Here is a 12,565-nt window from a genome sequence, read left to right on the forward strand (position 1 = left end):
TTGCAGTAATGGAAGTTCCACAAAAAGACACATCAAAATATGGCATCATCAACCCTGGTGAGGAATTAGAAGATGGTTTGTTTAATGTGAAGAATTTTGTTGAAAAACCAGATCCAAGTAAAGCCCCAAGTAATTTAGCTATTATTGGACGTTATTTATTAACTCCTGAAATCTTTGATGTATTATCAGAGCAAAAACCAGGAGCAGGGAATGAAATCCAGTTGACGGATGCCATTGATCGCTTAAATCAAAGTCGAAAAGTGTACGCCAGAAAATTTGAAGGAAAACGTTACGATATTGGTGACAAATTTGGCTATATGAGAGCCATGATCGAATATGGAGTGTGCCATCCTGAGATTGGTGATGTTTTTAGAAACTATCTGATTCAACTTAGTAAAGAATGGTCACCTTAATTAGTTAATAGATTTGTCTATACCTGTGCACATTTATTTAAGTGTATTGTTTAATTTTTTTTAAAAATCTTCTTTTTCGGCAGATAAATCAACCATCATTGCTGAGAGTTCGTAGTAGAATAAAATGGTTAAAATACACGTGCGTTTTACGTATAATAAAGAAAAGGTGTGTAGCGTTACATGGAAAAATTAATTACAATTGGTCAATCTCTTCTTGATGGATTGAAATGGCTGATGGAAGGAAATAACTGGTTGTTTTTGACTCCAGTAGTGCTAATTAGCGCATATGTTCTATTTATAATGATAAGAAAAAAAGAAAAGCTGTTAATTTTTATTTGGTATTTGGCGACCATTTCCATTTTGAGCATCCTACTTGAACTTGCTTTAGGATGGTGGGAGGCAGTTACAATTGCTTTCTTCTTTTTCGTCATTTACTTACTTGCTTTTATCCCTTATTTGTTTGGAAAATTTCCTACGAGTAGAAAAGGAAAACACGCTGCCTCTTCGATCAAAAAGAAAAGAAGAGTGTAATAGCTCATGCTAAATTTCATTAGCAAAGAAAAAGTTAAGAGAGAATCAAGCTAAGTGTTACTTGGTAGATTCAGTTAAAAAAATGGGTACTTTTTAGTAATTACCTTTATAAAAAACAATCATTCACGAAAAATCTAGAACACTTGATCCGTGAGTGATTGTTTTTTATTTTTATGTAAAATGTAAGAATAAGAAAATCAAGAATCCTAGCTAGAAAGGAAGAAAGAATAACTTTATTAAGTAGGATGTAGCATAGACTACTTTTGATAAATAGGAAGAGTAAAAATAAATTTATTTATTACGAAAAAAATCCCCCTGATTTGAAAGAATAAAAGAAGATAACTCAAACATACTAAGAATAATTTATATGTAAAGAAAACAGTCCTAATTTTTTTTATTATTTCACGCTTGCACTTGGTCGTGAGATTACTTAAAATGAGTGAAGATAGAACTCTGGATAAAAAAAAGGCTCTCTGATAGTTAGCGGCAACTAGCTATCAGAGAATGACCAGTCATACGTATACACCCTGACCGATCATTTGCCATAGTCAATGCAACGCATCAACCCTATTTATTGTACCTAATTTTTGGGAATAATTCTACCTCTAGCTAGGTATTTTTATGGATTTGTGTGTTCGTTTATTTGCTATGTCAAGGTATTGGGTAGAAGGCTCAATACCTTTTTTTGTATTCAGAAACTAACTATGTTACCAATGTAGACAAGGGCTGCCACCTTTGAACAGAGGATTGTTTTTATTGTGAAAATGAAGGTGGGAGAAACAAATGAGTTTGCGCTATTTTGATTATTATCATCAATTAGAAAAGAGATTAAGGATAGAAGAACCATTGATGCTCCGGGCAGGGTCTTTGATTGCTCATCAAATTTCTTTAGGAGGGAAACTACAAATTTTTGCAAGCCGCAAGTTAAGTGGGGTAGCTTTTGAATTTCAAGAACAATTACCAACAATTATTCCTAGTGGATTAATTAAAAAACCAGCCAATGGTATATATGAGAAGTTAGAAGGAACTGGACAAGCCATTATTAAGGAGCTCTCAGTCGAACGTGAAGATATTTTTTTGCTTCTTTCAAATGAAGGAAGAGAGGCTAGTATTGTTGAATTAGCACAATGGATCAAAGCAAAGGGGCATTTGTTAATTATTGTAACAGGTTTTGATTTATCCCGAAGTATGAAACCACAACATAGTAGTGGTTTGAGGTTGTTTGAATTTGCAGATTTAGTCTTAGATAATCAAGCAAAAATGAATGATGCTGTTTTGTTTTTGCCTGATGTTGAATTGTCTATCTGTGGTAGCTCTTCTATCGCTACGATGTTGTTACTACAACAAATTCTTTATTTTACAGTGGAACAACTGCTTCATCAAAGTAAAAACAAGTAAATCTAAAAAGAATCATCGTAAATAAATGATTGTGAGTGAATAAGTCAAGAATAATTTCTAGTCATCCTTATTTTATGCGTGATTTCTTTACTTTTTAATATAAAAAAACGATAAAGAAGAGACAAGAAAGAATTCAATTGAATTCTTTCTTGTCTCTTAATACACGTTGATGAAAGAGTCTTCCCCAAAACTCTTTACACTGCAATTATAGTACATTAGTTATGATTATTGCAATGGAGATTGTTCATTCATTGAAAAAAGTCTTAAAGAAAAAACATTATGAATGGCCTAGTTGTTTTTTTATTTGTTCTTTTATTAAAAATAAATGAACAAAAATCTGCTCTTTTTCTTTTAAAATAGAAGATTTATTTAGTTGCAAAAAGAAATAGAAAGCGTTTGTTTTGATATTAAACAAAAAAAGAATAGTCATTTAATAATAAAATGACATCCTTTATAAAGAGATGTAAAGTTTTTTTGAATCTTTTTATTCATTTTATGAATTAGTAAAAAAATATTTACATAGAAATTTGATGTGAAAAATAAATTTATACTGTATAATTTAAATGATTATCATTTTTTACTCATTAAATTTTAATAAAGAAAGGAAGAAAAACTTTTGAAGAAAAAAATTTCTTCGGATAAATCGAAACGAGACCTCACGAAAATGACAACACCCCATACCTATGTCATTATTTTTGGTGTGGTCCTTTTTGCCTGGATACTGACATTTATCGTACCAGCAGGAAAGTTTAGCACACAAGATATTGAATACAAAGATGCGAATGGTGAAACAAGTACACGTACGGTTTTACGTCAAGACTCATTTCGTTATGCGTATGAATTGAATAAACCTTATGTATTTGATCAATTAGAAGAACTAAAGAATAACCCCGCAGAAAGAGAAAAATTAGACGTGTCTGAAAAGGGGTTAGAAGAAATTATTTCTGACGGAGAAGAAAAACTAACACAAAAAAAATTAGATGAAATTTCTTTAACTGACGATGTTCTTTACGATACGTATGGGGAAAAAATTTATGACACCTCAAAAAAACTTCATAAAACAGCAAAAGTTTGGGGAACGGATGATTTTGGCGGATTTGGCTTTTTGAACTTTGTCTTTGAAGGGTTGGTTTCAGGTGATAAATATGGTTCCGCAGTAGGGATCGCAGCTTTAATTTTAGTCGTTGGTGGTGCTTTTGGAATTATTATGCGTACTGGCGCAATTGATGCAGGGATCTATGCATTTATTAGTAAAACAAAGGGGCTAGAGCGATTAGCTTTACCGCTATTATTTTTTGCTTTTTCGTTTGGTGGCGCAACATTTGGCATGGCAGAAGAAGTGATTCCTTTTTCCATGGTAATGGTCCCCTTTGTGATTGCCCTTGGTTATGATTCGATTGTGGCTGTCACGGTCACCTATGTTGCTTCACAAGTTGGAAATGCGACTTCCTGGATGAGTCCATTCAGCGTGGCAGTAGCTCAAGGAATTGCAGGTATTCCGGTGTTATCTGGCGCAACATTTCGATTGATCATGTGGGTCGTTATTACTGCTTTATCGGCTGGCTATTTAATGTTTTATGGTGAAAAAATTCGTAAAAAACCCGAAAGTTCTCTAACGTACAAATCAGATGAGTATTTTAGAAGTCATTTGAAAAAAACAACCGACGAAAAAAAAGCATTTATGTTAGGACACAAGTTAATCTTAATTGAAATGCTTATTGTTCTGATTTGGATTGTGTGGGGCGTTACTCAAAAAGGGTATTATATCCCGGAAATTGCTTCACAATTTTTTGTCATGGGATTAGTAGCTGGGATTATTGCGGTTGTCTTTAAACTTGATGGGATGAAAATAAACGATATTGCCTCTTCTTTCCAATCAGGAGCAGCTGATTTAGCTGGAACGGCTATTGTAGTTGGTATGGCAAAGGGCATTTTATTAGTATTAGGTGGTTCAGATGCTTCTACGCCTTCAGCGTTAAATACTATTTTACATGGTATTGGTACTGCATTAACTGGTGTTCCTGCTGCGTTTGGTGCTTGGGCAATGTACATCTTCCAAAGTTTATTTAATTTAGTGGTTACATCCAATTCAGGGCAAGCAGCATTGACGATGCCGATTATGGCGCCTCTTGCTGATTTAGTAGGTGTTTCAAGACAAGTTGCTGTTTTAGCCTATCAATTAGGAGCAGGGTTTATGGATGCCTTTACACCTGTATCAGCTAGTTTAATTGGCGTATTAGGTGTTGCCAGAATTGAATGGGCGAAATGGGCAAAATTTCAAATAAAAATGCAAGGATTCTTTTTCGTACTAGGGACAATTTTCATTATGATTGCGATAGCTATTGGGCTACAATAACCCAATCAAAAAATTGAAAAGCAGCTGGGCCTTTAATAGGTGCAGTTGTTTTTTTAAGGAGGAAGATAAACATGAAAATCATTCGCCAGATTGAAGTATATGCACCAGATTATTTAGGGAAATTAGATGTTTTAATTGCAGGAAACAAGATCATTGCAATGGAAGAAGCCATCACTGGTGGGTATAGCGAGTTGGAAGTAGAAGAGATTTCTGGAGAGGGAAAACTGCTGACTCCTGGCTTTATCGATTGTCACTTTCACCTATTAGGAGGTGGGGGTGAGGGAGGTTATCATAATCGAACACCAGAAGTAACTTTAAGTCAATTGACATCCGCAGGGGTGACGACAGTGGTTGGATGTCTAGGAACCGATGGGGAAGGAAGAGATATGACCGCCCTTATTAGTAAAGCGAAAGGCTTAGAAACAGAAGGAATTTCTACTTATGTTTATGAAGGTTCTTATCGTTTGCCTGTCAAAACAGTGACTGATTCAATCATCAAAGACTTTTTAACGATTGATAAAATTATTGGCATTGGAGAGATTGCTGTTTCCGATCATCGCTCTTCACAACCGACTTTTGAAGAATTTGCTCGTGCGAGTGCCGATGCTCGTGTGGGAGGAATGCTATCAGGTAAAGCTGGAATTGTCAATGTCCACTTGGGAGGAGGCAAACGCAAGCTAGAACTATTGACACGCGTGGTGGAAGAAACAGAGATTCCAATCACTCAATTTTTACCTACTCATGCCAATCGAACCCAAGAATTATTAGATGCGTCTATTGAGTTTGCCAAAAAAGGTGGCACGATTGATTTTACTGCCAGTGAAGATCCTGATTTTTGGGAAAGAACGGATGGTGAAGTTCGTTTTAGTCAGGCATTGAAACAGTTGATCGCAGCTGGTGTTTCCCTTGATCATTTTACAATGACGTCAGATGGACAAGGGAGTTTACCTTATTTTGATGAAAACAACCATTTTATTGGTATGGGCGTCGGAAGCGCAAAATCCTTACTCGTTGGGATAAAAGAAGCGGTTCAAAAAGAAAATATTCCTCTTGAGATAGCCCTTCGTGCGATCACAGCTAATCCTGCTCGTATATTAAAACTTAAACAAAAAGGAAAGATAAAGGTCGGAAATGATGCAGATTTATGTCTTCTGAATAAAGAGACTTTAGAAATTGAAACAGTGATCGCAAAAGGTCAAGTAATGATTGAAAATAAAGAAGTAAAAGTTTGGGGAACGTTTGAAAAGACAATCTAAGAGCATACTGTTTGTCTGTTTGTACAGATGATGATACCCTGATAATAGTTAGACATGAAAAATTAAGGGAGGAATTAAGATGGCAGATTTAAAAGGACGCTCAGAAGACGCAAAAGACAAAGTAGTTGGTGAAGGAAAAGAAGCTTACGGTAAAGCAACAAACGATAAAAGTAAAGAAGCCGAAGGAAAAGCACAATCACTTGGTGCGGATATCAAAGAAAAAGCGCGTAATTTAGGCGATGATATCAAAGAAGGCTTTGAAGATGTCAAGGAAAAGTTCTCTAAGAAAGACGATAAGAAATAAAGAAGTTAGTTCGTAGAAAAGTAAGTATAAGAGAAGTAGATGAAAGTACGAAGCAAAAATGTTTTGTTGATTTTTGAACCTTCATTTTTTCTGCTTTGATCAATGGCTTATTGTTAGATTTAAGTGAGATGGCTTTCTAAGCATTTCATCACAATAAAATGACTGTAGATGGAAGTTTTTCTTTTATCTACAGTCATTTTTTGTAGTTAGTTCAATATCAGAAAGAAGGCTTCGCTTAACTTAACATAAAAATAAAGCTTCTTCTTGAATTTGAACAAGTAGAGTTGTAAAAAATATCTTTCATAAGGAAAAGGAAGCAATAATAGGAACGAAAATCGCCAACAAAAGAGCGACTGAAACAATTTTGTTAGCGATATATTCTCGTTTTTTTTTTGCTAAATAACTAAAAATCGTGGGAGAAAATTATAAGCTTATTGTTTCAAAGCGTTTATTTTTTAACTCAAACACTTCATCACATTTTTTGGCTACTTCCTGTTCATGGGTAACGATAATGATACAGCGATTTTGTTCGTGAGCGATTTCTTGAAAAAGTTGGACGATTTCTTGCGAAGTATTTTCGTCAAGATTTCCGGTAGGTTCATCTGCTACTATCAATTGATGGTTACAGCAAATAGCTCGTACGATAGCGACACGTTGCTGTTGCCCGCCTGATAATTTAGTTACTTGTTTTTTTGCTAATGTTTCATCAATTCCAACTCTTGCTAAGCTATCCAGAGCGATTTGTCGGTTATTTTTATGCCCTGTTTTAGAAATTTCCATAGCAGTAAGCACATTATCAACTGCTGAAAGATAAGGGAGCAAATTATAGGCTTGGAAAATAATGGATACATCATTTTTTCGATAATTGCGTAATCCGATTTTAGACAATTGTTTTTCTTCGTAGTAAACTTTTCCTTCTTTTGGATGATCTAATCCTGAAATTAAAGAGAGAAAAGTTGTTTTCCCAGAACCGCTTGCCCCTAAAATGGCATACATTTTTCCTGTTTCAAAAGTTAAATTTACTTCTTTATATAAAGCGTCTTCTGGATTTTGATACCAAAAGCCTAAGTTTTCTGTTCGTAACATCAAATTCCTCCTTTTAATTTAATAAAATTTTTCTCGGATTTAATCTTAAGATGCCAATGGAAGCTAAAAAGACAGATAACAAACTAATTCCAAAAGCCACTCCCGCTAATAATCCCAATTGAGCAGGCTTTACATTTATTTCGAGTTCACTAACTTGAGTGGATACTTCAAAGGGATTGTTATTGCCGCCTCTTTGTCCACTTGGTGGTTGTCCGTTCCCATTAGGTTGACCACCAGGAGATGTTTGATTTTGGTTTTGTGTGGTTGTTTCGGTTTGTTGGTCGAGTAATTGTTGACCAACAGCATTTGCTACAACATTTCCACTTAAGGAAGCAATTCCTAAGGCAAGAATCATACATATAGCGACTTCGGTAAATAGTTGTAAGATAATTTTACTTCTGGATTCACCAAGAGAAAGTAAAACACCTAATTCATAACGACGTTCACGAATTGTAATCATGATGATCAATGTTAAAATGATGATCCCAGCAACTGCCACTAGTAAAACGACATTTTTGGAAAAGCTAGCAACATTATTCAAAGGTTCAAGCATTGATTGATACATCGAATCATTTGATTGGAGACTAAAAGTATCGGTATCAATTAATTTTTGTGCTGCTGAAATAAAATCATCCATTTTATTAGGGTCAGATAAAGTATAAACAGCAGAATCGACCGTGTTGTCATCTGAAGTACCATTTAGTTCATTAGCAAAAGTATAGGAAGTATAAAGAGTGTTTGCTGGATTCATAAAACTGAAATTCATTCCTACACTGTTAGTCGTGGCACTTGATTCATAAATTCCTTTGATCGTCAATTCATAAACAGTATCCTCATCTTTTGAACTTGTGAGTTTAAAAGTGTCGCCAACAGATAAATCATTCGCTTCGGCTAGGGTTGAGTCAATGACAGCATGATTTGTTCCTTTATCACTTGCATCAATGCCTTCTCCTTTAGTAATTTTAGCAGTACCGTTAGAAAAGTTGCTGTTTTGTGCCGTAGAAGAGACACCACTGACTTGAAAATCAGCCTGCATCATTTGAGAAGGGCCACCACCCATTCCTCTTCCTTCATTAGGACTATTGTCAGTGGTAGACGTTGACTCTTCTGTATTTGAAGAATCAGAACTTGAAATTGCAGTAATCCCGCTACTAGCTAATGCAGATGCAGAACTTTCAAAAGAATAGCTTTTTACATTTTCTAGTTTGGCAATTTTTTCAGCATCGTTCAATGACACTGGAGTTAGTGTGAAGCTTCCAGGATCAGGCCGACTATTGGAAGAAGAATCACTAGAAGTGGTTTCTTCTTGTTTTTTAAATGAAGCTTCTCGATTGGCGCTTAAGGTAACCGTTGCGCCAACGTCTTTTTGTGCCTGTTTTGCTGCTTGCTCCGCCGCACTACGAATCGTTAAACCAGCAAGGACAAAAACAAGTATTGCGGCAAATACAGCGAACAGTAGTAGCGAGCGTCCCCATTTAACTTTTGTACTTTTTAGTGCACGTTTTATAAAATTCATCTTATGTATCCCTCCTAATAGTTACAAAAAGAAGTGTAAGTAAAATAACTTAAACAGACCTTAAAATAAACATCTGCCTCTTCATTCATTTGAGAATCTAGAAAATCTTACTATAGTTCTTTTGAAAAATATGTTAGAATAAAAAAAGTATGTTTATAACAGACGAACGGAAAAAAGTTAGTTAATATTGCATTGACTTTGGCTGACGATATGAGGAGGAAACGTGTTTGAGACTAACTCCTTAAAAAAGAATGTCGTCCGCATGGTAGTGAGGATGGTCGATGCTAGCGATTTATCTAATTTGTTGTATAATGATGGGGAATAGTCGATACCAATGACTTCGACTTTAGTATATTAAAAATAAATGATTTATTTATTCAATGAAACCTGTTCAAAAATGTCAGAAGATAAACAAGACTGCTGACAAGTTGCTTTTTTTGCTTAACTAGTTGGAAGAGAGAAACTAAAAATTTGTGAGTTTTCATGAGCATAAATCATGTATTTAGTTAAAGAAGAGAATCGATGTTTTTAAACTTAGACATCATAAGAAGAGGTGAAATTTGTGAGTACCATTAAAATTATTCCATTAAGCGGTGTGCGTGAAAATGGAAAAAACATGTACATTGCGGAAGTGGGAGAAGATATCTTTGTTTTAGACTGTGGTCTAAAATATCCTGAAAATGAATTGCTAGGAATTGATGTAGTCATACCTGATTTTACGTATCTGGAAGAAAATGTTGATCGTGTAGCAGGCGTCTTTTTGACACATGGACACGCAGATGCAATTGGTGCATTGCCTTACTTGTTATCAAAGTTGTCGGTACCTGTATTTGGCACAGAGTTAACGATCGAACTGGCTAAATTAAGCGTTAATCGCAATGATGCAACAAAAGGGTTCAAGGATTTTCATGTGGTAGATGAGCACACGGAAATTGATTTTGGGGAAACAGTCGTTAGTTTTTTCCGAACAACGCATACAATTCCTGATTCTGTAGGAATCAATCTAAAAACAAAAGAAGGAAATATTGTTTATACCGGTGATTTTAAATTTGATCAGACGGCTATTCCAATGTATCAGACAGACTATGCACGTTTAGCAGAAATCGGTAAGGAAGGTGTATTAGCTCTCCTTAGCGAATCAGCAAATGCTGAAAACCCTGTTCCTGTAGCCTCTGAGCTACAAATTGCAGATGAAGTATTTGATACTATTAAATATTGGGAAGGAAGAATCATTGTTGCTTGTGTGGCAAGTAATCTTCAACGTGTCCAACAAGTCCTTAACGCTGCTGAAAAAGCCCAAAGAAAAGTGGTATTGACAGGCCAAGATTTTGAAAGAATCATTCGTACAGCCATGCGTTTAGAAAAACTACAACTTCCTAGTGAAGATTTACTGGTGACTTTGAAAGATATGAAAAAATATAAACCAGAAGAAATCATTATCTTAGAAACAGGGCGTATGGGTGAACCAATCAAGTCTTTACAAAAAATGGCAAATAAAACCCACCGTAATATTAAAATTGAAGAAGGCGACTTAGTTTACATTACCACTACGCCTAGTATCGCAATGGAGACCGTAGTCGCTAAAACAGAGGATATCATTTATCGTGCAGGTGGCACAGTAAAATTGATTTCAGAAAATCTGCGTGTCTCTGGACATGCAAACCCTAACGATCTGCAGTTGATGCTTAATTTTATGAAACCAACCTATTTTATTCCGGTACAAGGGGAATATCGTGAGTTAGCTGCTCATGCAGATCTCGCTCACGCTGTCGGCATTCCTTATAAAAATATTTATATTACAGGTCGTGGCGATGTACTAGAATATAAAAATAAACGGATGAGCGTTGCTGGAACAATTAGTGCTGAAAACGTGATGATCGATGGATTAGGTATCGGTGACATTGGAAATATCGTTTTACGTGATCGTAAAATATTGTCAGAAGATGGCATCTTTGTAGCAGTAGTTACCATTAGCCGTCGTGAAAAGAAAATTGTATCAAAACCGCAAATTACTTCTCGAGGATTTGTTTATGTCAAAGCAAGTCGTGATTTGATGAAAGAAAGTAGTACGATGATCGAAGAGATTGTTGAAAAGCATTTAGAAAGCAATGATTTTGAATGGAGTAAACTGAAACAAGATATCAGAGACCAAGTCGGACGCTACTTGTTTGAACAAACAAAACGTCGCCCAGTCATTTTACCAGTGATTATGGAAGCGACACAACGCAGAGGGAAAAAATAGCAAAATCTATCGTGGGATGAAAATATTTATTTCAATAAATATTTTCATCCCATTTTTTTCATTATTTTTCACCTAAAACTTTATCCACTCTATTTTTCATTGTTTTTTGTAAAATAGAAAGAGAAAAGTAAGAAAGTAGCGTGGAAGAAATGACGAAAACAAGTATAGAAGAATATTTAGATCAAGAAAAGATTTCTTATGAAGTATTTAATTTTAGAAAAACAGATCCGACTTCTTTTCAAGAAGAATTAAAAAAAAGGCAAATTGATCCAGAAAACATCGGTAAAACATTGGTTTTGAAAGGTGATAAAACGGGAGTTATTATTGCAGTTATCCCTTGGCCATCCCATTTGAATTATAAAAAAACTAAGAAAATTTCAGGTGATCGTAAAGTAGGATTTCCAGCAATAGATTTCGTGATTGCGCACACTGGTTATCCCCATGGTGCAAATACGCCCATTGGTATTTATCGCAAACATCCAGACTATCTGTTTTTAGTAGATCATTCTTTCAAAGAAAAAGAAATTCTGATTTTATCGAGCGGTGAAATAGGTAGGAGTATTGCTATTTCCAGAAAAGACTTTGAAAAACTTGTTCCTTTTTCCTATGCTGAGTTGATAAACTAACGAAGCAAGGAACATTTTCAACAGATTTGGGGCTTGGTGCAAACTGTGTTATCTGTTACAATAATTTCGTATGTACTGTACTATTATTTCAACTATTTTCTTGAAATGAAATCGGTTTATTTCGTTAGTTTTAGAAAGTAAAAGGAGTGAAAAAAGTGAAAATTACTTATCATGGACATTCATGTCTTTCAATAGAAATGAAAGATGGGCAACGGTTAATCATTGATCCCTTTATCACTGGTAATCCAGTGACAGATTTGACAGTAGATGAATTGGCAGTTGATTGGATACTGGTCACTCACGGTCATAGTGATCACATCGGAGATATGGTTTCTCTTGCAAGGAAGACCGATGCAACAATCATAAGTATTGTAGAAATTACAGATTATGCAAAAAGTTTAGGACTGAAAGGTCATGGGATGAATATAGGAGGAAAATATGAATTTCCATTTGGATTAGTAAAATTTGTTCATGCTCAACATAGTTCTAGTTGCGAAATAGACGGGAATCTTCGCTATATGGGGGAACCTAGTGGCATTGTAATTCAAGCAGAAGGAAAAACGATCTATCATGCAGGTGATACCGCTGATTTTAGTGATTTAGCTTTACTTGCAGAACACTTTTCAATTGATGTGGCCTTTTTACCAATTGGCGATAATTATACAATGGGGCCAGAAGATGCGGCAAGAGCAGCAAAATGTATCGCTGCGAAATTAGTCGTGCCTATTCATTACAATACATTTCCTGTGATTCAACAAGATCCTCAAGTGTTCATTGAGCGATTGGATACATGTGAAGGAAAAATAATGAGCGTTTCAGAAACGCTAGAAATGTAGG

At 35.2% G+C, this 12,565-nt stretch carries 11 protein-coding genes; 9 read left to right on the forward strand and 2 right to left on the reverse strand.

Annotated elements, in window-relative coordinates:
* From EVI01_RS10535 to EVI01_RS10560, 6 genes are all read left to right on the forward strand, one after another.
* Positions 1-413: sugar phosphate nucleotidyltransferase (locus EVI01_RS10535; protein WP_261766395.1), on the forward strand; the 413-nt coding region annotated here is incomplete at its 5' end.
* A gap of 180 nt (positions 414-593) precedes the next feature.
* Positions 594-944, forward strand: a complete 351-nt coding sequence (locus EVI01_RS10540) for a hypothetical protein (protein ID WP_010750491.1) — start codon at positions 594-596, stop codon at positions 942-944.
* Between the two features lie 783 nt (positions 945-1,727).
* A complete protein-coding gene (locus tag EVI01_RS10545; RefSeq protein WP_010750492.1) occupies positions 1,728-2,342 on the forward strand; it encodes an SIS domain-containing protein in 615 nt (204 codons plus the stop codon).
* Positions 2,343-2,958: 616 nt separating this feature from the next.
* Positions 2,959-4,698: a putative basic amino acid antiporter YfcC gene (yfcC, locus tag EVI01_RS10550; protein WP_010750493.1), complete on the forward strand. Its 1,740-nt coding sequence runs from the start codon at positions 2,959-2,961 to the stop codon at positions 4,696-4,698.
* A 71-nt stretch (positions 4,699-4,769) separates the two neighbouring features.
* On the forward strand, positions 4,770-5,954 hold the full coding sequence (iadA, locus tag EVI01_RS10555) for a beta-aspartyl-peptidase (RefSeq protein ID WP_010750494.1): 1,185 nt from the start codon (positions 4,770-4,772) through the stop codon (positions 5,952-5,954).
* A gap of 79 nt (positions 5,955-6,033) precedes the next feature.
* Positions 6,034-6,258 (forward strand): CsbD family protein, encoded by a 225-nt coding sequence (locus tag EVI01_RS10560; protein WP_010750495.1) that lies wholly within the window; start codon positions 6,034-6,036, stop codon positions 6,256-6,258.
* A gap of 423 nt (positions 6,259-6,681) precedes the next feature.
* On the opposite strand, the gene EVI01_RS10565 is transcribed toward EVI01_RS10560, so the two are convergent.
* Both EVI01_RS10565 and EVI01_RS10570 read right to left on the reverse strand, forming a co-directional pair.
* Positions 6,682-7,344, reverse strand: a complete 663-nt coding sequence (locus EVI01_RS10565) for an ABC transporter ATP-binding protein (protein ID WP_010750496.1) — start codon at positions 7,342-7,344, stop codon at positions 6,682-6,684.
* Between the two features lie 13 nt (positions 7,345-7,357).
* Positions 7,358-8,860, reverse strand: a complete 1,503-nt coding sequence (locus EVI01_RS10570; RefSeq protein WP_010750497.1) for an ABC transporter permease — start codon at positions 8,858-8,860, stop codon at positions 7,358-7,360.
* A 562-nt stretch (positions 8,861-9,422) separates the two neighbouring features.
* Between EVI01_RS10570 and EVI01_RS10575 the strand changes: the two genes are divergently transcribed.
* From EVI01_RS10575 to EVI01_RS10585, 3 genes are all read left to right on the forward strand, one after another.
* The gene (locus EVI01_RS10575; RefSeq protein ID WP_010750498.1) at positions 9,423-11,102 is read left to right on the forward strand and encodes a ribonuclease J; all 1,680 of its coding nucleotides are present in this window, start codon (positions 9,423-9,425) and stop codon (positions 11,100-11,102) included.
* 149 nt (positions 11,103-11,251) lie between these two features.
* Positions 11,252-11,728, forward strand: coding sequence for a YbaK/EbsC family protein (locus tag EVI01_RS10580; RefSeq protein ID WP_010750499.1), 477 nt, complete (start codon positions 11,252-11,254; stop codon positions 11,726-11,728).
* A 155-nt stretch (positions 11,729-11,883) separates the two neighbouring features.
* Positions 11,884-12,564: a metal-dependent hydrolase gene (locus tag EVI01_RS10585; protein ID WP_010750500.1), complete on the forward strand. Its 681-nt coding sequence runs from the start codon at positions 11,884-11,886 to the stop codon at positions 12,562-12,564.
* Position 12,565: the final 1 nt, after the last annotated feature.

This window comes from Enterococcus villorum (assembly GCF_007990225.1).
GTDB classification, from domain to species: domain Bacteria; phylum Bacillota; class Bacilli; order Lactobacillales; family Enterococcaceae; genus Enterococcus_B; species Enterococcus_B villorum.

Excerpts from the sequence above, each read along its gene's own strand:
- EVI01_RS10540 (WP_010750491.1), top strand. The coding sequence starts at position 594 with ATGGAAAAATTAATTACAATTGGTCAATCTCTTCTTGATGGATTGAAA.
- EVI01_RS10545 (WP_010750492.1), top strand. The coding sequence starts at position 1,728 with ATGAGTTTGCGCTATTTTGATTATTATCATCAATTAGAAAAGAGATTA.
- iadA (WP_010750494.1), top strand. The coding sequence starts at position 4,770 with ATGAAAATCATTCGCCAGATTGAAGTATATGCACCAGATTATTTAGGG.
- EVI01_RS10560 (WP_010750495.1), top strand. The coding sequence starts at position 6,034 with ATGGCAGATTTAAAAGGACGCTCAGAAGACGCAAAAGACAAAGTAGTT.
- EVI01_RS10565 (WP_010750496.1), bottom strand. The coding sequence starts at position 7,344 with ATGTTACGAACAGAAAACTTAGGCTTTTGGTATCAAAATCCAGAAGAC.
- EVI01_RS10570 (WP_010750497.1), bottom strand. The coding sequence starts at position 8,860 with ATGAATTTTATAAAACGTGCACTAAAAAGTACAAAAGTTAAATGGGGA.
- EVI01_RS10580 (WP_010750499.1), top strand. The coding sequence starts at position 11,252 with ATGACGAAAACAAGTATAGAAGAATATTTAGATCAAGAAAAGATTTCT.